Genomic DNA, 25,967 nt, shown 5'->3' on the forward strand with positions numbered 1-25,967 from the left:
ACCGCCGCTGAGCACAGCGCTGCCGGCCGCCGGGCGCCCGGCGGCCGGCAGCGGCGGTCACACCTCGGGTTCGATGGCCGGGCAGCTGGCATCCCGGGCGGGCACCACCCGATCGGTCAGGTACGAGTCGACGGCTCGTTGCACGCACGGGCTACTGCTGTAGCTGCCGTGCCCCCACCCCTGGTAGGTGAGCACCGCGCCGTGCCGGCCCAACTGTCGCGCCACGTTGCGCGCCCAGTCGTAGCCAGTGGCCGGGTCGTGCACTGTGGCGGCGAGCAGCAGCGGCACGTCGGTGTGGACCCGTAGCCGATGCTGCGGGTTGGCCACCGGTGTCGGGGTGCCCAGGCAGGTGACCAGGGCGAACAGCGCCGGCGGGTAGCGCAGGTCCGGCGCGAGCCGGGCCGCCCGGCGCAGATGTCCGACGTACTCGCGGTAGTCGCGCACCGGCAGGCTCCAGTCCTGACAGAAAACCGCGAAGGGGTACGGAGCCACGGCGTCGGCGGTCGATGGGCCGGCGCTTCGCATGGCGGTGGCGGCATCCATCCTGCCCAGCCACTCGGCCAGGCCCGGCCACCGCCAGGTGTCGTAGAACTCCTTGTGGGTGAGCCGGCTCAATTCGAACGGGGTCAGCACCACCCCGGGCCGCTTCGGGTCGGTCAACAGGCCGCGCTCGGCCCGCGCGTGCAGCTCGGCCCAGATCGCCCGGAAGTCCCGACCGTGCAGTGCACAGGCCGCGGACCGGTCACACCAGGCAACGAACTCGTCGAACGCACCCTCCGCGGCGAGGGCCTGGCTGTCGAGGAGGGCACGGGTGCCGACGCTGTGGTCCATCGTGGCCTCCAGCACCATGGCCCGGACCCGGTCGGGGTACAGCTCGGCGTACCGCTGCCCGAGCAGGGTGCCGTACGAGCTGCCGTGGAAGGTCAACTGCCGTTCGCCGAGCGCGGCGCGGACCGCGTCCAGGTCGCGGGCGGCGCTGGTCGTGTCGACGTGGTCGTAGAGCGGCCCGGTGCGGGCCCGGCAGTCGGCGCGCAGCAGCGCGTTGTTGGCCATTGTGGCGTCGAACTGCGCCTGGTCGGCGATCAGTTGCGGTTGTCGGGCGAGCAGGTCCCGGGCACAGACCACCGGGTGGCTGTCGCCGGTGCCGCGCGGGTCGAAGCTGACGATGTCGAACCGGGCACGCAGGTCGGCGCTGAACCGGGAGCTGCCGTTCACCACCCGGTCGACACCGCTGTCGCCCGGCCCGCCGGGGCCGAAGACCAGCGCGCCTTTCCGGGTGGCCGGGTCGGCGAGCCGGCGGGCCAGCGACAGGTCGAAGCGCTCACCTCGGGGTCGGTTCCAGTCCACCGGCAGCGACAGGGTGCCGCACTCGGCGCCGGTGTCAGTGGCGTTGGTGTCAGTGGCGCAGGGCCGCCAGTCGATCGTCGGGGCGGGCTGTGGTCGGGCGGCGACCGGGCTCGCCGGGGTCAGGCCGGCGGCAGTCAGGGCCAGGGCGACGGCCCAGCCGACTGCGGATTTGCGTACGCGCAGCATGAGGTGCTGTCCTCTCCTCGAAGGAGCGTTGCCGGTGAAACTCGCCCACTGGGCGAGGTGATGCTGCTTCCACCCGGGCCGTCGAGTAGCCGCTCGACGGCCCGGGGCCTCTCTCGTCCGCCGGGTCAGTCGACCTCGCGCAGGACGCGTTCGAGCGTGGTCATCCGGGTCTCCATCCCGCCCAGACGGCCGTCCATCGCCGCGAGCAGTCGGGCGTTCTCCGCCTGGGCCTGAGCGGCCGTCTCGGCGAGCTGGCGGTAGCCGTCCGCCCGGTCCGCCTCGTACCGGGCCCGACGGGTCTTGGCGAGTTGCACGACGGTCACCGTGACCACGCTGATCAGGAAGGCGAAGATGCCGATCGCGCCGACCACCTCGGTCCAGTCGTGTTCGCTCATCCCGGTCATCGCGCCGCTCCTGGTTGCTCGGTCGAGTCGGGCACGGTCAGCGTCTCGACAGCAGCCGCGATGACCGCGGGGGTGAGTGTGAGCACGAACGGCTCCACCTCGTAGTAGTTCATGGCCTTCCCGTCCTCCGACAACTCCAGGCGGGCGGTGACCAGCCCGGCCGCCGCCAGCTTCCGTAGGTGGACCTGCAACAGCGCTCGGCTGATGCCCAGTTGCCGGGCCAGCCCGCTGACGTACGCACGCTCGCGGGCCAGCGCGGCGACGACCCGCAGCCGGTGCGGGTTGGCCAGGGTGGCCAGCACCCGGACCAGGTCGTCGCCGGTCGGCGGTGAGGCGGTGCTCATAACCAGCCCTTGCACATGCCAACGAAAGTTAGCAGGTGTCGGCGAACTGCGGTGCGGATGCAAAGCGGAATCAGGGGGATCTCAGGGTCGGCGAAAGAGGCCGGACACACAGCACGCCGGGCCGGTGATGATCACCGGCCCGGCGTGCGGGTTACGTCGTACGTCAGCTCTTGAAGGCGTCCTTGATTTTCTCGCCCGCCTGCTTGAGCTTGGCGGTGGACTGGTCAGCGCGACCCTCCGCCTCCAGCTGCTCGTTGTCGGTGGCCCGACCGGCGCCTTCCTTCAGCTTGCCGGTCGCGTCCTCGGTGGCGTTGTTGATCTTGTCGTCGAATCCCATTGCCAACCTCCATTGCAAGCATTGCAAGCTTCGCTACAACCACAGAGGTACCCCCGTCGTCCCCGGCCCAATCATTACCGTCGTCACAGATCGGCAGCGGCCGACCGGAAGCGACGCAGGCGCAGGCTGTTGGCCACCACGAAGACCGAGGACAGCGCCATCGTGGCACCGGCGATCATCGGGTTGAGCAGCCCGGCGGCGGCCAACGGCAGGGCCGCCACGTTGTAGCCGAACGCCCAGAACAGGTTGCCCCGGATGATGCCGAGCGTGCGGCGGGACAACCGGATGGCGTCCACTGCGGCGTCCAGGTCGCCCCGGACGAGGGTGAGGTCGGCCGCCTCGATCGCCACGTCCGCGCCGGTGCCCATGGCCAGCCCCAGGTCGGCCTGGGCCAGCGCCGGGGCGTCGTTGACCCCGTCACCGACCATCGCCACCGACCGCCCCTCGGCCTGGAGCCGCTTGATCACGTCGACCTTTCCGGCCGGCAGCACCTCGGCGATCACCTCGTCGACGCCCACCTCGGTGGCGACCGCGCGAGCCACAGTGGCGTTGTCCCCGGTCAGCAGGACCGGAGTCAGCCCCAGCCCGCGCAGCCGGGCCACCGCCGCCCGGCTGGTCGGCCGGACCACGTCGGCGACAGTGAGCACGCCCCGGGCCCGGCCGTCCCAGCCGGCGACGATCGGCGTACGGCCGGCGGCCTCGGCGTCGCGCACCGCCCACTCGACCTCCGGGGGTACGTCGATCTCCCGCTCGCGCAGCAGCCGGACCCGGCCGACCAGCACGGCCCGCCCGTTGACGGTGCCGCTCACCCCCAGCCCTTCGAGGTTGCCGAAGGCGCTCACCGGGGGCAACGCGCCCGCCTCGGTGGCAGCGGCCGCTACCGCACGGGCGATCGGGTGCTCGGAGGCGGCCTCCACCGCCCCGGCGAGCCGGAGCAGCTCGGCCCGGTCCACGCCGCTCGCCGGCACCACATCCACCAGCGTCATCCGGCCGGTCGTCACGGTGCCGGTCTTGTCGAGCACCACGGTGTCCACCCGACGGGTCGACTCCAGCACCTCCGGGCCCTTGATCAGCACACCGAGCTGGGCGCCCCGACCGGTGCCGACCAGCAGCGCGGTCGGGGTGGCCAGGCCGAGCGCACACGGACAGGCGATGATCAGCACGGCCACGGCGGCGGTGAACGCGGCGGTCGGGCCGGCCCCGGTGCCGAGCCACCAGCCGAGCGTGCCGACCGCGAGGGTGATGACGATCGGCACGAAGACCCCGGAGATCCGGTCCGCCAGCCGCTGCACCGCCGCCTTGCCGCTCTGCGCCTGCTCCACCAGGTCGGCCATCCGGGCGAGCTGGGTGTCCGCCCCGACCCGGGTGGCGGTGACGATCAGCCGCCCACCCGCGTTGATCGTTGCGCCGACCACGCCGTCACCCGGGGCGACCTCGACCGGCACCGACTCACCGGTGAGCATGCTGGCGTCGACGGCGGAGGTGCCCTCGTCGACCACCCCGTCGGTGGCGATCTTCTCCCCGGGGCGGACCACGAACCGGTCACCGACGGCGAGCCGGTCCACCGGGATCAGGCTCTCCACGCCGTCACGCAGCACCGTCACGTCCTTGGCGCCGAGATCGAGCAGGGCGCGTAGGGCGGCGCCGGCAGTTCGCTTGGACCGGGCCTCGAAGTAGCGACCGGCCAGGATGAACACGGTGACCCCGGCGGCCGCCTCCAGGTAGATGTTGCCGGCGCCGTCGCTCCGGACGATGTCGAAGCGGAACGGGTGCGTCATCCCGGGCATCCCCGCGTCACCGAGGAAGAGCGCCCAGAGCGACCAGCCGAACGCGGCCAACGTGCCGAGCGACACCAGTGTGTCCATTGTGGCCGCGCCGTGCCGCAGGTTGGTCCAGGCGGCGCGGTGGAACGGCAGCCCGCCCCAGACCACCACCGGGGCGGCCAGGGTCAGCGACAGCCACTGCCAGTAGTCGAACTGCCAGGCCGGGACCATGGCCAGCAGGACCACCGGCACGCTCAGGGCCACCGACACCCAGAGCCGGGTACGCGGCCCCCGCAACGGGTCCACCGGGGGTTCCGCGCTGGGCGGGGCTGGCAGCGCCGCTGTGTAACCGGTCTTCTGCACTGTCCCGATCAGGTCGTCGGGCGTGACGCCGTCGGCGTACCGGACTGTCGCCTTCTCGGTGGCGTAGTTGACGGTGGCGCTCACCCCGTCCATCCGGTTGAGCTTCTTCTCGATGCGGGCGGCGCACGCGGCGCAGGTCATCCCGCTGATCGCCAGTTCGATCCGGTTCGGCGCCTCGGGCAGCGGTCTGCTGGTGGTGGTCATCGTCTGGTCCCGTCAGTCGTGTCCGTGCCCGGGGGTGCCGTGGTCGGCCCCGCCGGTCGGTGCGGGCCCGCTCGGTTTGGGGGCGTCTCCGGTCGGGGCAGCGCCGGCGACCACTGTGAACTCGGCGGTGTGCACCCTCCCGCCGTGTTGGAAGTCGAGGTAGAGCCGGTAGCTGCCGACCGATGGCACCTCGGCGAGGAAGGTGACGGCCGGACCGGGCCGGGTGCGCCCGTCGCCGGGTGTCCCGTCCGGGTGCACGTGCAGGTAGGCCAGATCGCCCCGACGCAGTGCCACCAGGTGCCCGTACGCGCCCAGGTAGGGCTCCAGGTCGGTGACCGGCTGCCCGTCCCGGCTGACGGTCAGGGTCAGCGACGACGTCCGACCGGGCTGCGGCGCACCGGTCAGGGTGACCGTGTAGCCGTCGACCGTGGTGCTGGTCGTCGGGGCGGGCAACGGCCGTTCGGTCAGCTCGCCGGGGACTGTCACGTCCATGCCCAGGGTCAGCGACTCGCCCCCGGTAGGGGTGAAGTCGGCGAACGCCCGCCACTGCCCGGGGCCGGCCAGCGGGGTGTCGACCCGCCAGGTGCCGTCCGCGGCCAGCTCGGGGTGGACGTGGCGGAAGCCGGAGAGGTCCCGACGGGCGACGATCAGGTGCATCTGCCTGTCGTGCGCCACGTCGTACCGGGTGACCGGGCGGCCGTCCGGGCCGGCGATCCGGAAGGCGAACTCGTCGGCCGGGGCGTCGATCGGTTCGAGGGTGTAGCCACGTTCGGAGACGAGCAAGCCGCCGGGCAGCCGATCGCCCGTCCCGCCCCGCTCGTCCGCCGTCGGGGTGGTGGCATCGTCGTGCCGGCTCTCGGCGACCGGGGCGGGGTCGACGACCCGGCCGATCCCGTAGGCGGCGCCGAAGACCGCCGCCAGGCCAACGGCGAACCCGGCCAGTTTCGTCACGGTACGCACGCCGACCCGCCGATCACGCGTCGACGAGGTCGTAACCGGCCTCGTCGACAGCGGCCCGGACGACGGCGGTGTCCAGCGGCTGGTCGCTGCTGACGGTGACCCGGCCGGCGGCGAGGTCGACCTGGACGTCACGCACACCCGCGATGGCGCCGACCTCGGCGCTCACCGCGCTGACGCAGTGCCCGCAGGTCATGCCCTGCACCTGGTACGTCGTGTCGACCATTGGATCGTCTCCTTCGTGGTACCGGTACCCGGTGGGGGTATCTCAACAGAACCGACCGTACCATACCCCCTGGGGGTACGCTATCCTGGTCGGTATGACCGCACCCACCCCGATCCGCGGATACACCGCCAGCAAGGACCAGCTGCTCGCGCGGCTCCGCCGCGTCGAGGGGCAGGTCCGGGGCATCGAGAAGATGGTCGACGACGACCGCTACTGCATCGACGTGCTCACCCAGATCTCCGCCATCCAGGCCGCCCTCGACAAGGTGGCCCTCGGGCTGCTCGACGGGCACGCCCGGCACTGCATGCACGAGGGCGCCGCCGAGGGTCGGGCCGACGAGATGGCCACCGAGATGATGGCGGCGGTCGGCCGGCTCATGAAGCGCGGCTGACCGCGCTCAGTCCGGCGCGGGATCGAGACGGACCCGGCGCAGCAACTGAGCGTTGAGCGCCACCACGATCGTCGACGCCGACATCAGCACCGCGGCCACCGCCGGGCTCAACGCCACACCCGCCCAGGCCAGCACCCCGGCGGCCAGCGGCAGCGCCACCACGTTGTAGCCGGCCGCCCAGGCCAGGTTCTGTCGCATCTTCCGGTACGACGCCCGGGACAGCCGCACCACGGCCCCCACCCCGCGCGGGTCCGAGGATGCCAGCACCACCCCGGCGGACTCGATGGCCACATCGGTGCCCGCGCCGATCGCGATGCCCACGTCCGCCCGGGCCAGCGCAGGCGCGTCGTTCACCCCGTCACCGACCATCGCCACCACCAACCCCCGCCGCTGGAGCTCGGCCACCCGATCGTCCTTCTCGGCCGGCAGCACCTCGGCGAAGACCTCGTCGACGCCGGGCCGGAAGCCGAGGTCGGCGGCGACCGCCTCGGCCACCGGCCGGGCGTCACCGGTGATCATGGCGATGGTCCGGACACCCTCGGCACGCAACTCGTCGACAGCGCGCCGGGCCTCCGGACGCACCTCGTCGGTCAACGCGAACGCACCGAGCACGGCGTCGGGCAGCCGCACCAGGTGCAACACCGCGGCACCCCGCGCCGACCACCGCCCGGTCGCGGCCTCCAGCTCCGCCGGGAGCGAAACGCCCAGTTCGCGCAGCAGCGCCGGCCCGCCCACCGCGTACTCCGTACCGTCGATTGTCGCCTTCACACCGCGGCCCGGCAGCGACCGGAACCCGGCTGCCCGGGCCGGGCCGCCGCGGCCGGCCGCCGCCACTATCGCCCGGGCCAACGGATGTTCGCTATCCGACTCGACACCGGCCGCGATCCGCAGCACCTCGCTCCGCTCGACGCCGGACGCCGTCGCCAGGTCGGTCACCCCGTGCTCGCCTCGGGTCAGCGTGCCGGTCTTGTCGAAGAGCACGGCGCCGACGGTCCGCATCCGCTCCAGGGCCAACCGGTCCTTGACCAGAATCCCGGACCGTGCAGCGAGCGCGGTGGAGAGCGCGACGACCAGCGGGATGGCGAGACCCAGCGCGTGCGGGCAGGCGATCACCAGGACGGTGACCGCACGGACCACCGCCTCGTCGGGCTGACCGAGCGCGGTCCAGACCAGCACGGTCAGCACGGCGGTGCCGGTGGCCAGGTAGAACAGCGCGGCGGCGAACCGGTCGGCCAACAGTTGGGCCCGTCCACCGGAAGCCTGGGCCTGGGCGACCATCCGCTGGATGCCGGCGAGGGCGGTCTGCTCACCCAACGCCTCGACGCGCACCCGGATCGCCGAGTCGGTGGCGACGGTGCCGGCCACCACCCGGTCGCCAGTCGTCCGGACGACCGGCCGCGACTCCCCGGTGATCATCGATTCGTCCAGCTCAGCGCCGCCCTCGACGACACGGCCGTCCGCCGGCACCCGGCCTCCCGGCCGGACCAGCACCACGTCGCCGATCCGCAGGCCCGTCACCGGCACGGCCTCGACCCGCCCGTCCGCCGGCACCCGTTCGGCCTCGTCCGGCAACAGCGCGGCCAGCGCCGCCAGCGCTCCCCGGGCCTGTCCGATGGCCTTCATCTCCTGCCAGTGCCCGAGCAGCATGATGGTGACCAGCGCGGCCAACTCCCACCAGAAGTCCAGGTCGAAGACGCCGACGCTGGTCGCCAGGGACGCGGCGTACGCGACGGTGATCGCCATCGCGACCAGCAGCATCATCCCGGGCGCCCGGTCCCGGACCTCTCGAACCGCGCCAACCAGGAACGGCCAACCGCCCCACCAGAACACCACCGAGCCGAGCACCGGGCCCACCCAGCCCTGACCGGGGACGACGTCCCCGCTCAGGCCCAGCCGACCCGACACGAGATGACTCGTCAGCACCACCGGGATGGTCAACACCAGGCAGACCCAGAACCGGCGGCGAAACATCGCCGGATCGTGTCCGGCGTGCTTGTCGTGCCCGGAATGCTTGTCGTGTGGCACGGGTTCGGCGTGTCGCGGTCGGTCGGGGCCGGACGGTGACGGAGCGGGCATGGCTCCAACATGCCGCCCCGGAGACCGCCGCGCGAGCGGTTCGGCCGCCCGACACTCCGCCGCGACCTGCAACCCTCGGAGGGGCTGGCTAGCATCTCCCCCGATGGCCCTCCGAATGCCGCTGCACAGTCGGGCACCGGCGCCGCCACGTCGTGGCGGTGCCCTCGGCCGACCGGGCCGAGCACTGACCGTCCGTGATCAAGCGGTCATCAGGCAGCGATCCGCCCCGCCGTCCGCCGCGTTTCCACCGCAACGGTGAACCGCCCGGCCCGCTGACCCGTATCCCGCACCGGATCGTTGGGAGTCTCACCTTGGCCGCCGACCACACTCACCCCGCTCCGTCCGCCCCGCCTCGGGTGCGACGGATCCTCGTCGTGACTGTGGTACCCCTCTTCGTCGCCACCGTGCTGGCCGCGGTGCTGCTCTGGCCGCGCGGCGGGTCACCGCAGACCGATGGTGGTGCCGACGTGCCGCGCTACCCCGGCACTGTCACACGGGTGGTGAGCGAGCCGTGCCCGCCGGCGCCGTCGGTCCCCGAGGGCACACCGAGGGTCGGCGATGGGCGGTGCGGCACTGTCGACGTGCGGGTGGACGACGGGCCGACCGCCGGCCAGCAGGTACGGACTCCGGTGCCCGACGGGCCCGGCGCACCCCGGGTCGAGGTCGGCGACGAGGTGGTCCTGGTCGAGCTGGCCGACCCGACCGATCCCGCCACCAGCAACTGGAACATCGCCGAGCACCAACGCGGCACCCCGATGGTGTGGCTGGCGGTGATCTTCGCGGCCGCGATCGTCGCGTTCGGTCGGTGGCGAGGTCTGGCCGCGCTCGCCGGGCTGGCCGCCAGCTTCGCCATCCTGCTCACCTTCGTGCTGCCGGGCATCAGCGCCGGCAGGTCACCGCTGCTGGTGGCGGTGGTCGGCGCGGCCCTGATCATGTTCGTGGTGCTCTATCTGACCCACGGGGTCACCGCACAGACCTCGGTCGCGGTGCTCGGCACCCTGGGCAGCCTGGTCCTGACCGGCGTGCTCGCCACCATCGCCACCGCCGCGACCCACCTCACCGGCTTCGGCAGCGAGGACGCCACCACCCTGTCGATGTTCCAGGGCGACGTGGACCTGCACGGACTGCTGCTCGCCGGAATCATCATCGGGTCACTCGGGGTACTCGACGACGTGACGGTCACCCAGGCGGCCACCGTCACCGAACTGGCGAACGCCAACCCCGGGCTGACCCGGTTGCAGCTCTACCGTGCCGCCACCCGGGTCGGCCGCGCGCACATCGCCTCCACTGTCAACACCATCGTGCTGGCGTACGCGGGTGCGTCACTGCCCCTGCTGCTCCTGCTCACCGCCGACTCGCGGCCGATCGGGCAGATCCTCACCAGTGAGTTCCTCGCGCAGGAGATCGTCCGCAGCGCGGTCGCCACCCTCGGTCTGATCGCCGCCGTGCCGCTGACCACCGGGCTGGCCGCGGTGGTCACCGCCGCCGGGCGCAGCGACGCCTCAGCGCCCACCGACGCTCCCGCGCCCCAGCCCCGGCCCCAGCCGGACCGCAGCGAGGCACTGGCCGCACTCAGCTCACCGCGAACGGCCGGCTCCGACGAACCGGACCGGACGCGGACCGCACCCCCACCCGAGGCCACCGACCGGTGGCCGAAGTCGAACAGGAGCACGGATACGGCATGGTGACACTCCTCAGCGTGACCAGATCGGGCATCCACCCTGAGAACCCCGTCACTGGTCACTCAACGCTATGGCGAAATGACGCTTTTGGTCGGCATCCAGGCGTAGCTCAGCCGGTCGACTCTCGGGTAACCTCGCTGCCGGTTACCGATGAAGGCGCGAAGCGGCGTCTGCGGTGCCACCGCCCAATCGCCAACCGGCGAGCCGGGGACCCAGGTACCTGGGGTGAATCCGCATCAGCGGTAGGGGCCACTTCCGCCCCGAACCCGTCAGCTAACCCGGTCGGCGGTCGACGGAAGGGAACATTGTGACGGCACCCCTACGCCGCTGGTTGACACCCGTGGTGGCCGTGATCGCCGCACTGACCGTGTTCGCCGGGCCGTTCCCGGCGCACGCCGCCCCGACGAACCCCACACCGTCCGGGCACGAGGAGGACGGCGAGCCCAAGCTGCTCAACGACGTCATCGAGCAGGCCAACCGTGACTACTCCGCCGCGAAGTCCAAGCTGGACAAGTCCAAGAAGCGGCAGAGCGAGTTGGCGGCGGAGGTCAACCGGGCCAAGGCCGAACTGGACGCGTTGGCCCCGCAGGTCGGGCAGATCGCCGCACAGGCGTACCGGACCGGCCGGATCGGCGCGGTCGCGATGCTGCTGGAGAGCGACGCGCCCGACTCGTTCGTCCAGCGCGCCGGGCTGCTCGACGAGATCAACATGGTCAACGAGAAGAAGCTCTCCGAGGTCAACGAGGTGAAGGCCCGCGCCGAGCAGGCCAAGCTGGCCCTCGACACCGAGGTGCGCGAGCAGCAGAAGCAGACCGCCCTGATGGCGAAGCGCAAGAGCGAGGCCGACAAGGCGCTCTCCCTCGTCGGCGGCAAGGGTTTCACCGGCGGCCTGGTGGATGCCACCTCCAAGGTCGCGAAGATCGGCCCGGGTCGCACTGCCGACGGTGACTGGAAGGCCCAGTCGTGCAGCGAGAACGACCCCACCACCTCCGGCTGCATCACGCCGCGCACGCTGCACGCGTACAAGGAGGTCAAGGCGGCCGGCTTCAACCGGTTCGTCGGCTGCTACCGCCCCGGCGGGCCGTGGGAGCACCCGAAGGGCCGCGCCTGCGACTGGTCGCTACAGAAGAGCGGGTTCTCCCCGTGGCACAACAACGACACCCGGACGTACGGCAACAACGTCGCCGCGTTCCTCATCCGTAACGCCGACCGGCTCGGCATCTACTACGTGATCTGGAACCGGCAGATCTGGTTCCCGGCCACCGGCTGGAGTTCGTACAGCGGGCCGTCGAACCACACCGACCACGTCCACATGTCGCTGCTCTGACCCGCACGATCCCCGTCGAGGGCCGTTCCGCGTAACGCGGAGCGGCCCTCGTCGCGTCAGACGGTGGCAGGCGCGGCCGGGTCGGTCGAGGCCGGAGTCGTCAACGTCGTGAAGCCGGCCGGAACGGCGGCCACCGGGCGTACCGCTCCGGCTGCCAGTCGGTAGGACACGCCCACCACCGCGCACCGCCCCCGCGCCACCTCGTCGGCCAGCACGGGCGACTGCCCGAGCAGCGTCTCGACGGTCTGTGCGATGTGGATGTCGACGATGCCGTCGATGTCGTCCACGCCCTCGTCCGCGGCCCGGCGCAGGCTGGGCAGCACGGCGTCGACCACGGCGCGCAGATGGCCACTCGGCGCGGTACCGGTCGCGGCGGACTCCCGGGCGGCCTGCACCGCACCGCAGGAGTCGTGACCGAGCACCACCACCAGCGGGGTGCCGAGCACTGTCACCGCGTACTCGACGCTGCCGAGCACCTCGGGGCCGGCGGTGTGCCCGGCGGTGCGAACCACGAACAGGTCGCCCAGCCCCCGGTCGAAGATGATCTCGGCAGCCAGTCGCGAGTCGGAGCAGCCGACGATCACCGCGAACGGGTGTTGCCCGTCGGCCACCGCGGCCCGGTGCCCGGCATCCTGGTTGGGGTGGCGTGGGGCGCCATCGACGAAGCGCCGGTTGCCGGCGACCAGTTCCGCGTACGCCCGGGTCGGCTCACTGAGCGCGGTGGCCCCGTCGGTAATCCGCTGCGGACCCGGCTGACCGCCGGAGCTCCCGGTATGACTCATCCCGCACCTCGTCTCGACGCATCTGACCTGGTCAAACCGGCTCTCCGCCGGCCGGGCGGCGGGCGCTGGCTCGTGCTCCACCGTCACACGCACCGTAAGATGCGTCAAGGTATGCGTGATTTAGATTTCATACGTTGACTCCGGCCATACCCTGGGCAACCTTCCCGGGGCGGGGCGGACCAGACTCTCGCGAGGGCAGACGGACATCCGGAAGGGCGGTCACACGATGGCGAGCACGGTGACAGGCGACACCGGCAGTGGGCGGAACTGGACGTTCCTCACCAATCACGGGCACGTCCTGCTGGCCATCGCCCGCGATCCGACCGCCCGGCTGCGTGACGTCGCAGCCGAGGTCGGGGTGACCGAACGGGCCGCGCAGGCGATCGTCGCCGACCTGGAGGCGGACGGTTACCTGCACCGCACCCGGGTCGGACGACGCAACGAATACACCCTCAACCCGGCCGGCCGGTTCCGGCACCCAGCCGAGGCCGACCGGCAGGTCGGCGACCTGCTCGCGCTGTTCGCCGACGCGTCCACAGCGAAGGCGGAGCCCCGGGCCTGACCCCGGTCACCGGGGCCGCTGACCAACGGTCACGGCGGTAACCTTTGCGGGTGCGCGAATGCCCGTCGTTGAGCGCGACCCCGTCCCGCCGTGCCCTTCGCGGCGTCCTCAGTGGAACGCTGGCGGTCCTGCTCGGCGCCGGCGTGGTGGCACCCTCCCCCGCGAGCGCCGCGCCGCCTCTCTGCGGTCCCACCGGCACCGACAGCCTGACCCAGATGCCGTGGGCGCTCCGCCGGCTGGAGCCGTCCTCGGCGTGGCCGCTGTCCCGGGGCGCCGGGATCACGGTGGCCGTGATCGACTCCGGAGTCTCCGCCGCCCACCCGCTCCTCAAGGGGCAGGTGCTCGAGGGTCGCGACTTCAACGGCCTGCCGGCCCGCCAGGGCCAGTGCGACGAGGCCGGGCACGGCACGCTGATCGCGGGCATCATCGCGGGCCGGGAGGGCACCGTCGTCCCCTTCAGCGGCATCGCCCCGGCCGCCCGCATCCTGCCGATCCGGGTGCTGCCGCAACTCGGCGCGGTCAACAACCCGCAACTTCCCGCGCAGATCGCCGCGGCCATCGACTGGGCGGTCGAGCAGGGCGCCGACGTGATCAACCTGTCCCTGACCACGGTTCCCCGCCCCGAACTGACGGCGGCCGTCGAGCGCGCGCTGGCCAAAGGGGTGGTGCTGGTCGCCGCCGCGGGCAACCGGTCGGAAGATTCGCAGAACCTGCCGGGTTACCCGGCCGCCTACCCCGGGGTGATAGCGGTCGGCGGGGTGGACGAGCAGGGCGGCCACGTCGGCACCTCGATCAGCGGCGACTACGTCGACATCGCCGCACCCGGGATGAACATCGTCGGGCCGGCACCCGGAAACAGCGGCTACCGCACCGTGCCGGAGGGCGGCACCAGCTACGCCGCCGCGTACGTGTCGGGAGCGGCCGCGCTGGTCCGGGCCGCCTACCCCGGTCTCGACCCGCAGCAGGTAGCGGATCGGCTGAAGCGCACCGCGGACAACCCACCCGAGGGCCAGAACGCCGACATCGGGCACGGGATGGTCAACCCGTACCGGGCGGTGTCGAGCCTGCTCGGCACCAGGGCGAACCCGCCGGCCGGCGCGCTCCCGGCGCCCGCCGTGCGGGACGACCCGCTGAGCTGGCAGCGCCCCACAGCGATCTGGGTGGCGGTCATCGGCGGGCTACTCGCCGGGCTGCTGCTGCTCGCGCGACCGATCATGGCCCTGGGCCGCCGACGCGACTGGCGCCCCGGCCGACGAAACGACGCACCAACCGCCGGCTGAGCTGAGCACCGCAGCCCGACGCCGACGCCTACGCCCGCCAACGCCAGACACGAAGCGGCTCCGGGCCGGGCGAACCGGACCGGAGCCGCTTGTGCGAATGCCTCAGCTCCACACCTTGGAGTTGCTCATCTCCGTGGTGAGGTAGTTTTCGCGGGCGATGCCCACGGCACCGCCGATCTCGTTCAGGATCCGGTTGATGTCCCGGACCGCCGCGTCCCACTTCGCCTGGTGCTGCTCGTAGGCAACCCGGTCCTCGCCGTCCCAGTGCAGCTTGGTCAGCATCGACCGCAGCGTGTCGAGCTTTTCCTCGAGGGTCTTCGAGATGGCCTGCATCTGCTGGTTGCTGCTCTCGAGGACCGCATAGTCAACTTTGATCGTCACGATTTCCTCCTCTGCCGGCTACGGATCACGGGTTGAGAGCAGAGTGGAACTTGTCCAGCATCTGCTGCTGCTCTTCGTCGTTGACCTGGTGCGTCGTACCCGACTTGTCGAGCAGGTCAGCGATGCTGTCCATCGCCGTCAGCAGTTTGACGGTGTCCTCGTTCCAGCGCGTCATCAGCGACTGGAAGCCCGTGGACGCCTGACCCTTCCACGCCATGGCCAAGTCGTCGACCACGTTCCAGAGCTTCTTCAGCTCGCCGTCGACCTCGCTGCGCGTGGACCGCACGTCACTCGCGGCGGTATGCAGAGTCGCAGCTTCGACCTCGAACGCCATGCTTCACACCCTTCCGTCTGTTGTGGTGGCGGCTTCGCCGCACCCCTCCCCCGCGGCAAGGCAGCAACACCCCACCGACGGACACTCCAGTGAAGACCGTAGCGGAACCTGTCCAGCCCTCGCAGCCCTGACCGGCGACGTTCGATGGATGGTGGTGAATCGGACCGGAACGGGCCGCCGGCCCCTACCGAACGAACGACAGCGCTCAGGCCGGCTCAGACCAGGCCGTCTGAATCAGCTGCTGGCCATCGCGACGGCGAACCAGGGTGCCCCGACCGGCCGGTTGCGGGCTCGGCCGCAACGTGCCGAAGACCGCGCCCTCCTCCCGGTTGCCGGACATCAGCAGGCCCGGCGAGTCCAACTCGCGCAGCCGTTGCAGCACCGGCTCGTACAGCGCCCTGGACACACCACCGACGCGGCGCGTGACGATCAGGTGCAGACCGATGTCGCGGGCCTGCGGCAACAACTCCTGGAGGGCGCTCAGTGGGTTGCTGCCGCCCGATGCCACCAGGTCGTAGTCGTCCACCAGGATGTAGAGATCCGGACCCTTCCACCAGCTCCGATCACGCAGCTGGGCGGTGGTCACGTCCGGGCCGGGCAGCCGGTTGGACAGCGCGCTGCGGATCGACCCCAGCCCCTGGGCGAACGCCTGGTTCGACGGGGCGTAGTCGAGCAGGTGATCACCCTCCACCGCCCCCAGCAGGCCACGCCGGTAGTCGGCGATCACCAGCCGGGCCTGCGCCGGCGTGTACCGCTCGGTGATCCCCCGGGCGATCAGGCGCAGCAGGTTGGTCTTGCCGCACTCCGCGTCGCCGAAGACCGTCAGGTGCGGCTCGTTGGCCAGGTCCAGGTAGACCGGCGCGAGTGCCGACTCGTTGACACCGATCGGGAGACCGGGCGCCGAGCGGTCGATGATCCGGGCCAGCTCCGTCACCGGCAGCCGGCGCGGCAGCAACCGAACCTTCGGCGCCGGACGCCCCGGCCAGTTCGCCGCCACGTGCCCGGCCAGGGACAGCGAGGCCTCGCCCAGATCATCGATGTCGCGACGGCCGTCGATCCGCGAGATCGCGGTGAGGAAATGCAGCTTGTCCCGGGTCAGGCCGCGACCGGGCGACTTCTCCGGCACGTTGTTCGCCGCCCGACGGTCGATCTCGGACTCCGACGCGTCACCGAGACGCAACTCCAACTTGGTGCCGAGCAGATCCCGCATGTTGATCCGGATCTCCGCCCACCGCACGGCGGTGAGCACCACGTGCACACCGAAGCCGAGGCCCCGGTTGGCCAACGTGGTGATGGTCTGCTCCAGCTCCTCGTACTCCTGACGCAGGGTGTTCCACCCGTCCACCACCAGGAACACGTCGCCGAACGGGTCGTCGGCGAACTCACCGGCGGCACGGCGACGACGGTAACTCGCCACCGAGTCGATGCCGTGCTGGGCGAAACGACCCTCCCGATCGTCCAGGACGGCGACCACCTCGGCCACCGTCCGGCGGACCGCCTCGACGTCGCGCCGCCCCGCCACCCCGGCCACGTGCGGCAACCGCTCCATGCTGCGCAGCGCGCCCCCACCGAAGTCCAGGCAGAAGAACTGCACCTCCCGCGGCGTGTGCGTGAGCGCCAACGAGGCCAGCAGCGTACGCAGCATCGTGCTCTTGCCACTCAGCGACCGACCGACGATGACCACGTTGCCGCCGGCCCCGGCCAGCTCGACCATCATCGGATCCCGACGCTGCTCGTAAGGGCGGTCCACAACGCCGACAGGCACTGTCAGTCGCCCGCGCCCCGGCCAGGAGGCGGTGCACAACCCGTAGGTCGGGTCCACCGCCAGCGGACCGAGCAGCTCGCCCAGACCCGGCGGGTCGGCCAACGGCGGCAACCAGACCTGGTGCGCCGGGCGGCCCCGACCCTTGAGCTGGTCGATCAGCACGTCGAGCATCGCCACTGCCTTGCCGTCGGCAGGCTGCTCCGCCTCCGGAGCGGTGGTCACCGGCACCTGCGGGACCTGCACCGGCACGAAGTCGAGACCGTAGGGCACGATCCGGCGCTGCACCAGCGCCTGCGAGGCGGAGGCCTGCTGCCCCGGCGCCCGGTACGCCCCGGACACGTACGCGGCCCGGAACCGCAGCATGGTGCTGGTGTCCGTCTTCAGATAGCCGTGGCCCGGCGCGTTCGGCAGCTCGTACGCGTCCGGGACGCCGAGCACGATCCGGCTCTCCACAGCGGAGAAGGTCCGCAGACCGATCCGGTACGACAGGTGCGTGTCGAGGCCCCGCAGCTTGCCCTCCTCGAGGCGCTGGCTGGCCAGCAGCAGGTGCACGCCGAGGGACCGACCCAACCGGCCGATCATCACGAACAGGTCGATGAAGTCCGGCTTGGCGGCGAGCAGTTCGCTGAACTCGTCACAGATGATCAACAAGCTGGGCATCGGCGCCAGCGGCTCACCGGCCGAGCGCGCCTTCTCGTACTCGAAACGGGAGACGTAGTTGCCGGCCGCCCGCAGCAACTCCTGGCGGCGCACCATCTCACCGGCGAGCGCGTCGCGCATCCGGTCGACGAGCGGCAGCTCGTCGGCCAGGTTGGTGATCACCGCGCTGGTGTGCGGCAGCGCCTCCAGCGAGGCGAAGGTAGCGCCGCCCTTGAAGTCCACCAGGACGAAGTTCAGTTCCTCCGACGAGTGGGTCACCGCCAACGCGGCCACCACCGTACGCAGCAGCTCGCTCTTGCCGGAGCCGGTCGCACCGATCACCAGACCGTGCGGGCCCATGCCCTCGTGCGCCGACTCCTTGAAGTCGAGCTCGACCACGTTGCCGTCCGGGCCGACACCGAGCGGGATGCGCAGCCGGTCGCGGTGCCCACGCGGGCGCCAGGTGTTCTGCACGTCCACCGCCGCGGCATCGCCGACGCCGAGCAGGTCCGGCAGCTCGGTGCTGCGGGCCAGCGGCTCGTCGCCGCCGGTCTGCTGCTGGGAGAGCCGGAAGGGGGCGATCTGTCGGGCCAACCCCTCGGCGGCCTCCGCGCTGAGTCGGTCGGGACGACCCAGCGTCGACGACGAGGTGCCCCGGACCAGGTCGAGTGAGCCTCCGTCGTTCACGTCGAGGCAGAGCAGCCAGCGGCCGGCGTCGCGCGGCACCGTCCCGGAAAGGTCGATCACGGTGGCCCCGAGCAGACCCGGGCCGACCAGCTGGCAGGTCGGCGAGATCTCCCCGCCGTCGATCACCACGACCAGGTGCGGGGCGGTGGTCAGCGGCTTGGCCTCCGGCGCGAACCGGGGCCGCCCGGCCAGCTCGGCGGCGAGCGAGGCCTCGGCCTCGGCCAGGCTGGCGAAGACCAGCCGGCGTGCGCCCGCAGCGTCCGTCCGACCGCTGTGGTGGGCGTGTGGCAGCCACTTCACCCAGTCCCAGGACGACTGCCGGTCGGGTGCGGCGACCACAGCGATCACCAGGTCGTCCGGTGCGTGGAAGGTGGTCAGCTGCCCCAGCGCCGCCCGGGTCAGGTCGAGCACCGGCTCGCGGTCGCCGCGCAGCACCACCCGACTGAACGCGCGCACCGACAGCGCCGTCGGCAGTTCGGGCACCGTGGAGTGTGCCCGGACGAACCGGCGGAGCGCGATGGCGCTCATCGGCTCCAGGTCCTCCACCGGCTTCGTCTCCGGTGGGACGATCTCCACGGCGAGCCGCTGCGGGCCGAGGGCGATCCGGGTCTCACCGAAGTCGTCCTCGGTGATCCGCCGCTCCCAGAGTCGCCGGGACGCGGCGATCGACCAGAGCGCGTCGGGCTCCGGGTGCCGCCACGCCATCGCGGCCCGCTGCTGCTCGGCGGCACGCCGGGTGCGCTTGCGCATCTGCGCCAGGTAGCGCATGTAGTCACGGCGATCGGCGTTCAGCTCCGCCTTGTCCTTGCCGCCGCTGTTGGCCAACGAGCCGATCGCCATGCCGAGCATCGAGACACCGAACAGACCACCGGCAACGTAGGTCATCATGCCGCCGCCCTTGCCGGCGTAGAGGAACGCCATGGCGCCGACCCCGCAGAACATCGGCAGGATCATGAGCAGCTGCCCCATCCCGCGGGGTGTCGGCTCGGGCAGCTCAGGAGGCGACTCCAGCAGCACCTCGCCGCGCGGCAGGGCCGGCCCCGGCTGACGCGGGAGCCGGCGGAACACCACAGTGCTCACGGCTGTCTCCTCCCCAGAAGCGGCCCTGATGACGTGCGGCCCGCGGAACACCGCCCGCGGGTGGGCATCGTACGTGCCGTCATCGTAGGTAATCTGCCGTGTGCGCGGTGGACCCGGACCGCGGCATCCCAGCCAGCCGATCACAGACGCACACCTGGAGGCCACTGTGGCGACGAAGACGGCGACCGGCGGTCTCAGCCGGATCACCATCGTGGCCCCGCGTACCCGGATGGACCTGGCGCTGCCGTCGGACGTGCCGTTGGCCGACTTGCTTCCCACGCTGCTGCGCTACGCCGGTGAGGACATGGCCGACGAGGGTGCGCGGCACGGCGGCTGGGCACTGTCCCGGTTGGGCGGTGCGCCCCTCGACGGTGGTCGTACCGCGGCGCAGCTCAGCGTCCGGGACGGTGAGGTGCTCTACTTCAACCCCCGGTCCGACGCCGCGCCGGAGATCGTCTTCGACGACGTGGTGGACGCGGTCGCCACCGCGACCAACCAGCGCCCAGGCGCCTGGCAGGTCGGCGCGACCCGATCCTTCGCTGTGGTCTTCGCGGCGGCGGCGCTCGGCGCCGGCGCGCTCGCCGCCCTCTTCGCCGGTCCGCCGCACCTGCCCGGCGCGCTGGCCGCGCTGCTGGTCGCGGTGGCGCTGTTGGTGGGCGCGGCGGTGCTGTCCAGGGCCGCCGGTGACAGCGGCATCGGCGCGGTGCTGGCCCTGGTCGGCCTGGTGCACGCGGCCACCGGTGGCCTGCTGCTGCTGGCCGGTGATCGGGCGCTGAACGACCTGGCCAGTCCGCATGTCCTGCTCGCGGCGACCGCCGCGGTGGTAGCCGGCGCGGTGGCGGTGCTGGCGGTCGGCGACCGGTACCCCCTCTTCTTCGCCGCGATCGGGGTCGCGGCCGCGACCGGCCTGGGCGCCGTGCTCTGCCTGGCCCTCGGCCTCGACGCGGCGGCCTCCGCCGCGGTGGTCGCGGCGGTCGCGTTCGGCGTGGTGCCGGCGCTGCCGATGATGGCCTACCGGCTGGCCCGGCTGCCGGTGCCGTCGATTCCGACCGGTCCGGAGGACCTGAAGACCGACAGCGAGTCGGTGGACGGCCGGCAGGTGCTCCAGCAGAGTGAGCGCGCCGACGCGTTCCTGACCGGTCTGCTGTGGACGGTGTCGCTGCTGGTGCTGGGCGCGCAACTCGTGCTGGCCCTGGACGGGCGCCTGCCCGCGGTGCTGCTCTGCCTGGTGCTGGCCCTGCTGGCACTGCTGCGGGCCCGTCCTCTCCTGGGCCGGGCGCAGCGCACCCCGGTGCTGCTGGCCGGCACCGTGGGTCTGGGCCTGGCCGCCGCGACCACCTTCGCCGGTGGGTCGCTGCCGGTCCGGCTCGGCCTGATCCTGGGCGGTCTGGTGCTCGCCGCGGTGATCAGCCTGATCTACGGTCTGACCGTCGCCGGCAAGCGCATCTCGCCGGTCTGGGGCCGCCTGCTCGACATCGCCGAGATCCTGCTCATCATCTCGCTGGTGCCGCTCGCCTTCTGGGTCTGCGGCCTCTACGGCTGGATCGTCAACCTCCGCCCCTGACCGTGCGCCCCCGCACCGGTCAGCGCGACCGCAGATCGGTGGAGACGCCCAGCGCCGACGCGACCGGAGCGGTGGCGTAGACCCCCGGGCCGTGCTGACCGTCCATCGGCCGGGTGGACGCGCCCACCCGGCCGGCGACGTCGCGAACCACCTTGACCAGGGCCTCGACGTGGTTGTCCATCGCCGCGACCCGCAGCAGCGGTGCCGCCACCCGACCGTCCGACGAGACGGTCACGGCCACCGTGTGCGACGGCGCCGAGGTCGCGGTGATCGCGTCCACCAGCGGACCGAGCGGCGCGTCGAAGCGGCCCCGCAGCGCCATGCAGCGGTGCGTCCAGCCGCCGCCGCGCAACCCGCGCCAACTCTCGGCCGGCGCCTCGGGCACCAGGTCGAGGCCGGCAGCCGAGACGATGGCCGCACGCAGCTCCTCCCGGCCCAGTGGGCGATGTGCCAGCCCCGCCGAGGTCAGCGCCTTGCCGAGCCGGCCGATGCCGGCCGCCACCGTCCGGTGTACGCCGGTCAACCCGCCGCCCCGGCTCACCGCCTCGACCCGGGCGTCCCGGACGGTGAGCCGCACCGCCACCCAGACGGTCCGGTGAGCAGCCGGCGGCGCGCCGGGTGCCGGGTACCAGACCAACGTGTGCGCGACGACCTGGGCCCGGGAGACCGGGGCGCTGAAGTCCGCGAGCACCCGCAGCGCGCGGTCCACGGCGGCGGCGTCGACCGAGCCGACCGCCGCACCGGTGGCGGACTGCAGGGCGACGGCGGCGAACCAGCCCTGGTCGTCGCGCCCGATGCCGAGCCGGGTGCCTCGGTCGGTCAACTCGATGACGCTCAGCTCGGGAGCGAGCGCAGCCAACCTCGGGTCGGTCGCCGTGCCGCTGGCCAGCGCTGCCGACGCCCGGTCACCACGTCGCCGCAGACGCCGGCGCAGCAGCAGGTCCTCGAACCACCAGCGGCCACCCCGACGGGCGAAGGCCGCCAGGACGACCAGCAGCGAAGCGACACCCGCCGCGGCGAGCACCCAGCTGGGTCCGGCCGTGGCGGCCCAGACGCCGACCACGCACAGCTCCAGTACGACGAGCTGCCCGACCAGCACGGGGCCGACCCGTCCACGGCCGGGCTGCTCGGCCGGGGGCGCCGGCCGGGTCGGAACGTCGACAGGGTCCGTGACCGCTCGGACGGGTGGCGCCTGAACCTGCGTCATCGCTGACTGTCCCTCCTGCACGGTACGACTCTGCGCCGGGTCTTCTCCGGTGCCGGCCACGAGCGGTGGTCCCTAGGAACCACAGTCGGCCCCTTATCGTAGGGAAGCCCGCGACGGCACCCCGACCCTGATCGTCGCGGATCCACCCCGCCGGAGGTAAGTCATGCGGACCCGCCGCGATCAGGTGCAGGCGTACCGCTTCGTCACCCGCCGCATCGTCTCCGCCTTGCTGTCGGGCGATCCGGAGACCACCAACCTGCCGATGCGACGGCTCGGCATGGCCGTCTTCGGCAGTGTCCTCACCGCGGCCATCGTGCTGGGCGGGGTCGGGGCCTACGGCCAGTTGACCGGTGGCGCGGCACCGCTGGACGACCAGACCCTGGTCATCGAACGGGAGACCGGCGCGACGTACGTGTTCATCGAGGGCAAGTTGCACCCGACGCTCAACTACACCTCGGCACGCCTCATCGTGAACGATGCGAGTGCCCAGGTGCGGACGATGTCCCAGGCGTCGCTGCGGGACCGGCCCCGCGGCGTCACCGTCGGCATCGTCGGGGCACCGGACGCCCTGCCGGACCGCAAGTCGCTGACCGGCCTGCCCTGGTCGGTCTGCGACGTGCCCGACCCGGTCGACCGGCAGCGCTCCAGCACCCGGCTGGTGATCGACCGGGCGCTGCCCGGCGGCACGCCGCTGGGTGACCGGGCGGTGCTGGTCTCGGTGAACGACCAGCGGTACCTGGTCACCAACAACACCCGACTCCAGCTGCTCGATCCGTCCCGCACGATCACGGCGCTGCGGATGGCCGGCACCGAGCGACTCCAGGTCGGACAGCAGCTGCTCAACGCCGTGCCGGCCGGGCCACCGCTGCGCCGGCCGTCACTGCCCGGCGAGGGTCAACCCAGCAGTCGCACTGTGGCAGGGCAGACGTACGACGTCGGTTCGGTGTTCAAGGCCGCCGGGCGGCACTACGTGCTGACCCGGGACGCTCTCGTCTCGATCAGTGAGATCACCGCTCTGCTGCTCGTCAGCAACGGCGGTCGGATCACCGACATCACCCCGAACCAGGCCAGCGAGGCGTTCGAGGAGCGGCGGATCGAGGAGGAGGGGGTGCCGGCGACGATGCCCGCCCTCTACCCGGCCCAGCCCGGTCAGACCACGCTGTGCGCTACGTACCGCAAGGGCAGCGCGGGCGGCCCGCCGACCACCACCCTGGAGGTCTTCGACCGGGTGCCGACCGAGTTGACCGACAGCGATCCGGGCCTGGTGCCGGTGCGCCAGACCAGGCGCGACGCCGTACGCACCGCTGAGGCGGTGCTGCTGCCCGGCGGCAAGGGTGTCATCGCGCAGGCCTCGCCCGGTGCCGGGACCAGCGGTTCCGGTGCCGCCGGGTCGACGATCTACCTGATCAGCCCGCAGGGCATCCGGTATCCGCTCGCTTCGGCGGAGACCCTCGACGTGCTCGGTTACGGCGGGATCACCCCACTGGCGGTGCCCGGCTCCCTGCTCGCACTGATCCCGACCGGGCCGACGCTGGACCGCGAGGACGCGTTCGCCGTCTTCGCTGCCGACGGGCCGGCACCGACCGCACCGCCGTCGACCGCGCCGAGGTCGGGCTCGCCGTCAGCGGCACCGCCGTCGGGCACGCCGTCCGCCGCGCAACCGTCGGGGTCGACATCGTCGAGTCCGGCCAGTGGCACCCCGTCGAGCGGTGGGACCGGCGGGGGGTCCACGGAATCGACCGACGCCGACGGCTGAGCAGCTTCGACGGGTCGCCCGGAGTCGCACTGGTGGACTAACCTGGATGCCGCTGACGGTTGTCAACCAGAACGACGGGGATGTTGCCATGGCCGGGCGTACGGAAGTCGACCTGTTGTCCCTTGAGGACTTCCACGAGCACCTGGCGTCGCGGTTGAGCCAGGCCGAGTCGGTGCTGCGCAAGCTCAACACCGAGATGCAGTGCCGTCCTCCGGCTCTGGGCTCGTTCTTCGACGCCACCGACAAGGCGCGTCGCTACAGCGAGGTCCACCAGTCCTATGTCGACCAGGCCGAACGGATCCGGCAGGCGGTGCTGGCGGCACAGCAGGCGACGAGCACGATCCTGAACAACTACCGCACCGCCGAGGCGCGTAACGCGGCAAACGCCGACGATGTCACCGCCGCGCTGACCCCGGTCGACCGGGCGTTGCAGCCGAAGGAGGACGGGCGTGTCTGACTACACCCAGCGCTACCAGGGCAACAGTCACCAGCAGCTGTACGACGGCCTGATGGCGGGCAAGCCGGAGCAGATCGAGGGCGTGGCCACCCAGTGGGCCGAGCTCAAGGGCATCCTCGACGGTCTCGGCCGGGAGCTGAGCGGCGACCTCGACAAGCTCGCCAACACCTGGACGGGTTCGGCGGGTCAGGAGTTCCACCGGCGACTCAGCTTCATCGTCGCCCACACTGACGCGTTGGGCGAAGGGATGGCCGGCATCAGGCAGGGGTTGACCATGATGGCCGACCATCTGCGCGACGCCCACAAGCAGGCTGAGAGCCCGGAGGAGACCGACGACAACGACAAGGCGATCGGCGGTGCGATCAAGGGTGGCGCGGTCTTCGGTCTGACCGGTCTGATCGTCGGAGGCATCGCGGGTCACCAGCAGGACAAGGCAGAGCAGGAGAAGGCCCACCAGCGGATGGTGAACCTGGTGGCCGGCCTGGCCAACAGTTACGAGATCTCCGCCTACGACCGGGTGGTCGAACCGCCCCCACCGGACCCGGACACGCCGACCACCGCCCGGAAGGACCCGACGACGCCACAGAGCGTCTCGGCGATCGCCCGGGTGAGCGGCGGCCCCCACACCGGCGCCGACACCGGGCGCAAGGGTGACGCCACCATCTCGACGCCCGACCATGTCGCCCAACTGCCGGGCGACGGTTCGACGCCGGGCGAGGTCGGCGCGGTCACCGGCGGCGGGGCGGCTGTCGTCACCGTTCCGACCGGCGCTGGCAGCGACCTCGCTGGCGGCGGCACATCCCTCGCCGGAGCCGACCCGCTTCTCGGCGGCGCGCTGCTCGGCGGGGGTGCCGCCGGGCTGGTCGGGCTGTCCGGGCCGGCCGGCGCGCCCACCGCGGCGAGCACCGGCCCCGGCCTGCTCTACGGGGCGCAGGGCGGGGCACCGGCCGGCGGGGTGTTGCGCAGCGGCGCGCTCGCCGGCTCGGGCAGCGCGGCCCCCACCTCGGCTCGACCGACCGGCGGTGGCGCGCCCCCGGCGGAGACCCGTGCCGCCAACGGGGTCGGGCGCAGCATCGACGGCCAGCGTGGTGGGAGCGGCGGCCGTCCGGCCATGACCGGTGGCAACGCCCGGCCGGGGTCCGGCGGCGGTCGTCCCGGTGTGCTCGGCGGGCAGGGGCGTGCGCAGGACGACGACTCCGACGAGCGGCTGACCTGGCTGACCGAGGACGAGATGGTGTGGCAGGGCGACGAGAGGCCTGCGCCCCCGGTGCTCGGCACCGGCGACTGACCACGGCCCACCGATTCACGGTGCCCCCGATCGGACCCGATCCGGTCGGGGGCGTTGCCGTTCCTGGGCCCTGATCGGCGGCGTCCACAGTGCGCATGGTGGTGGCGGTCACGCCCGCGCCGTCCATCGCCGTGCTGCGGTTGGCCGGAACTGGCGATAGGTTGGTCGGGTGCCTTCCGTAGCGTCCGTCCGCCCAGCCAGGTGGGCTGCGCTGCGGTCACTGCGGGAACTGACCCGCCTGGCGGTCACCGCACTGGTCCTCGCGGTCGGCCTCGGTGCCGCTCTCGCCGCGACCCCACCGCCCACCCCCACGCAGCTGCGGCCCAGCGCCGTGAGCAGCCGGGTGGCGAGTGTCAGCCCCGACGCCGGCCCGGCCGACGAGCGAGCCGACCAGGCCGCTGAAGCCCCGCCGGCTGGCACGCTCGACACCGCCACGGCGACCGGTCCGGTCGCGGCTAGCCCGGTGCACGTCCCGGCCGCCGATCCCGGCCGTGGCTCCCCCGCGCGACGCGGCCCACCCGCCGCCCGCTGAGCCAGGCCCGGCGATCCCCGGGGCCCGATCCCGGCTGATCCTCCCG

General features: G+C 72.3%; 23 protein-coding genes and 1 riboswitch. Of the genes, 10 read left to right on the forward strand and 13 right to left on the reverse strand.

Annotated elements, in window-relative coordinates:
- Nucleotides 1–57: 57 nt before the first annotated feature.
- The 7 genes from ACFYPG_RS08760 to ACFYPG_RS08790 form a co-directional block, all read right to left on the reverse strand.
- Complete coding sequence (locus tag ACFYPG_RS08760) at nucleotides 58–1,533, reverse strand: alpha/beta hydrolase (protein ID WP_387351208.1); 1,476 nt, start codon at nucleotides 1,531–1,533, stop codon at nucleotides 58–60.
- Between the two features lie 125 nt (nucleotides 1,534–1,658).
- Nucleotides 1,659–1,937, reverse strand: coding sequence for a hypothetical protein (locus ACFYPG_RS08765; protein WP_355005008.1), 279 nt, complete (start codon nucleotides 1,935–1,937; stop codon nucleotides 1,659–1,661).
- A complete protein-coding gene (locus ACFYPG_RS08770; protein WP_355005007.1) occupies nucleotides 1,934–2,281 on the reverse strand; it encodes an ArsR family transcriptional regulator in 348 nt (115 codons plus the stop codon). The genes ACFYPG_RS08765 and ACFYPG_RS08770 overlap by 4 nt, the downstream gene beginning before the upstream one ends.
- A gap of 163 nt (nucleotides 2,282–2,444) precedes the next feature.
- Nucleotides 2,445–2,618, reverse strand: coding sequence for a CsbD family protein (locus ACFYPG_RS08775; protein WP_036410891.1), 174 nt, complete (start codon nucleotides 2,616–2,618; stop codon nucleotides 2,445–2,447).
- 83 nt (nucleotides 2,619–2,701) lie between these two features.
- The gene (locus ACFYPG_RS08780) at nucleotides 2,702–4,948 is read right to left on the reverse strand and encodes a heavy metal translocating P-type ATPase (RefSeq protein ID WP_387351211.1); all 2,247 of its coding nucleotides are present in this window, start codon (nucleotides 4,946–4,948) and stop codon (nucleotides 2,702–2,704) included.
- A gap of 12 nt (nucleotides 4,949–4,960) precedes the next feature.
- The gene (locus ACFYPG_RS08785; RefSeq protein ID WP_355005005.1) at nucleotides 4,961–5,908 is read right to left on the reverse strand and encodes a hypothetical protein; all 948 of its coding nucleotides are present in this window, start codon (nucleotides 5,906–5,908) and stop codon (nucleotides 4,961–4,963) included.
- A gap of 13 nt (nucleotides 5,909–5,921) precedes the next feature.
- Nucleotides 5,922–6,131, reverse strand: a complete 210-nt coding sequence (locus ACFYPG_RS08790; protein WP_238681977.1) for a heavy-metal-associated domain-containing protein — start codon at nucleotides 6,129–6,131, stop codon at nucleotides 5,922–5,924.
- A gap of 94 nt (nucleotides 6,132–6,225) precedes the next feature.
- Between ACFYPG_RS08790 and ACFYPG_RS08795 the strand changes: the two genes are divergently transcribed.
- Nucleotides 6,226–6,522 (forward strand): metal-sensitive transcriptional regulator, encoded by a 297-nt coding sequence (locus ACFYPG_RS08795; protein ID WP_030329541.1) that lies wholly within the window; start codon nucleotides 6,226–6,228, stop codon nucleotides 6,520–6,522.
- Nucleotides 6,523–6,528: 6 nt separating this feature from the next.
- Here ACFYPG_RS08795 and ACFYPG_RS08800 read toward each other — a convergent pair whose 3' ends face one another.
- A complete protein-coding gene (locus ACFYPG_RS08800; RefSeq protein WP_355005004.1) occupies nucleotides 6,529–8,493 on the reverse strand; it encodes a copper-translocating P-type ATPase in 1,965 nt (654 codons plus the stop codon).
- Between the two features lie 416 nt (nucleotides 8,494–8,909).
- Here ACFYPG_RS08800 and ACFYPG_RS08805 point away from each other — a divergent pair, with 416 nt between their 5' ends.
- Together ACFYPG_RS08805 and ACFYPG_RS08810 are read left to right on the forward strand one after the other, a co-directional pair.
- Nucleotides 8,910–10,286, forward strand: coding sequence for a YibE/F family protein (locus tag ACFYPG_RS08805; protein ID WP_355005003.1), 1,377 nt, complete (start codon nucleotides 8,910–8,912; stop codon nucleotides 10,284–10,286).
- Nucleotides 10,287–10,452: 166 nt separating this feature from the next.
- Nucleotides 10,453–10,583, forward strand: a riboswitch (cyclic di-AMP (ydaO/yuaA leader).
- A 4-nt stretch (nucleotides 10,584–10,587) separates the two neighbouring features.
- Nucleotides 10,588–11,607, forward strand: a complete 1,020-nt coding sequence (locus tag ACFYPG_RS08810; protein WP_355005002.1) for a hypothetical protein — start codon at nucleotides 10,588–10,590, stop codon at nucleotides 11,605–11,607.
- Nucleotides 11,608–11,663: 56 nt separating this feature from the next.
- Here the strand turns inward: ACFYPG_RS08810 and ACFYPG_RS08815 are convergent, their stop codons facing one another.
- Nucleotides 11,664–12,389, reverse strand: a complete 726-nt coding sequence (locus ACFYPG_RS08815) for a carbonic anhydrase (protein WP_355005001.1) — start codon at nucleotides 12,387–12,389, stop codon at nucleotides 11,664–11,666.
- Nucleotides 12,390–12,615: 226 nt separating this feature from the next.
- Between ACFYPG_RS08815 and ACFYPG_RS08820 the strand changes: the two genes are divergently transcribed.
- Together ACFYPG_RS08820 and mycP are read left to right on the forward strand one after the other, a co-directional pair.
- Complete coding sequence (locus ACFYPG_RS08820; RefSeq protein ID WP_355005000.1) at nucleotides 12,616–12,951, forward strand: MarR family winged helix-turn-helix transcriptional regulator; 336 nt, start codon at nucleotides 12,616–12,618, stop codon at nucleotides 12,949–12,951.
- Nucleotides 12,952–13,001: 50 nt separating this feature from the next.
- Complete coding sequence (gene mycP, locus ACFYPG_RS08825) at nucleotides 13,002–14,231, forward strand: type VII secretion-associated serine protease mycosin (RefSeq protein ID WP_355004999.1); 1,230 nt, start codon at nucleotides 13,002–13,004, stop codon at nucleotides 14,229–14,231.
- Nucleotides 14,232–14,333: 102 nt separating this feature from the next.
- On the opposite strand, the gene ACFYPG_RS08830 is transcribed toward mycP, so the two are convergent.
- The 3 genes from ACFYPG_RS08830 to eccCa all read right to left on the reverse strand — a co-directional run bounded on the left by ACFYPG_RS08830 (nucleotide 14,334) and on the right by eccCa (nucleotide 19,117).
- A complete protein-coding gene (locus ACFYPG_RS08830) occupies nucleotides 14,334–14,612 on the reverse strand; it encodes a WXG100 family type VII secretion target (protein ID WP_030329555.1) in 279 nt (92 codons plus the stop codon).
- Nucleotides 14,613–14,637: 25 nt separating this feature from the next.
- Nucleotides 14,638–14,946, reverse strand: coding sequence for a WXG100 family type VII secretion target (locus ACFYPG_RS08835; protein ID WP_139583998.1), 309 nt, complete (start codon nucleotides 14,944–14,946; stop codon nucleotides 14,638–14,640).
- 205 nt (nucleotides 14,947–15,151) lie between these two features.
- Nucleotides 15,152–19,117, reverse strand: coding sequence for a type VII secretion protein EccCa (gene eccCa / locus ACFYPG_RS08840; protein ID WP_355004998.1), 3,966 nt, complete (start codon nucleotides 19,115–19,117; stop codon nucleotides 15,152–15,154).
- 166 nt (nucleotides 19,118–19,283) lie between these two features.
- On the opposite strand from eccCa, the gene eccD reads away from it, so the two are divergent.
- Complete coding sequence (eccD, locus tag ACFYPG_RS08845) at nucleotides 19,284–20,681, forward strand: type VII secretion integral membrane protein EccD (RefSeq protein WP_355004997.1); 1,398 nt, start codon at nucleotides 19,284–19,286, stop codon at nucleotides 20,679–20,681.
- Nucleotides 20,682–20,700: 19 nt separating this feature from the next.
- Here eccD and ACFYPG_RS08850 read toward each other — a convergent pair whose 3' ends face one another.
- On the reverse strand, nucleotides 20,701–21,888 hold the full coding sequence (locus tag ACFYPG_RS08850; protein WP_355004996.1) for a type VII secretion protein EccE: 1,188 nt from the start codon (nucleotides 21,886–21,888) through the stop codon (nucleotides 20,701–20,703).
- A gap of 163 nt (nucleotides 21,889–22,051) precedes the next feature.
- On the opposite strand from ACFYPG_RS08850, the gene eccB reads away from it, so the two are divergent.
- The 4 genes from eccB (at nucleotide 22,052) to ACFYPG_RS08870 (ending at nucleotide 25,921) form a co-directional block, all read left to right on the forward strand.
- Complete coding sequence (gene eccB / locus ACFYPG_RS08855) at nucleotides 22,052–23,644, forward strand: type VII secretion protein EccB (RefSeq protein ID WP_355004995.1); 1,593 nt, start codon at nucleotides 22,052–22,054, stop codon at nucleotides 23,642–23,644.
- A 46-nt stretch (nucleotides 23,645–23,690) separates the two neighbouring features.
- A complete protein-coding gene (locus ACFYPG_RS08860; RefSeq protein ID WP_355004994.1) occupies nucleotides 23,691–24,101 on the forward strand; it encodes a hypothetical protein in 411 nt (136 codons plus the stop codon).
- Nucleotides 24,094–25,389: a WXG100 family type VII secretion target gene (locus ACFYPG_RS08865; RefSeq protein ID WP_355004993.1), complete on the forward strand. Its 1,296-nt coding sequence runs from the start codon at nucleotides 24,094–24,096 to the stop codon at nucleotides 25,387–25,389. Before ACFYPG_RS08860 ends, ACFYPG_RS08865 begins: the two co-directional genes overlap by 8 nt.
- A 169-nt stretch (nucleotides 25,390–25,558) precedes the next feature.
- Nucleotides 25,559–25,921 carry a hypothetical protein gene (locus tag ACFYPG_RS08870; protein WP_355004992.1) on the forward strand — a complete coding sequence of 121 codons (363 nt, stop codon included), beginning with the start codon at nucleotides 25,559–25,561 and terminating at the stop codon, nucleotides 25,919–25,921.
- The last annotated feature ends 46 nt before the right edge of the window (nucleotides 25,922–25,967 follow it).

The sequence above is a fragment of the Micromonospora sp. NPDC005553 genome (genome assembly GCF_042871765.1).
In the GTDB taxonomy this organism is placed as follows: Bacteria; Actinomycetota; Actinomycetes; order Mycobacteriales; family Micromonosporaceae; genus Micromonospora.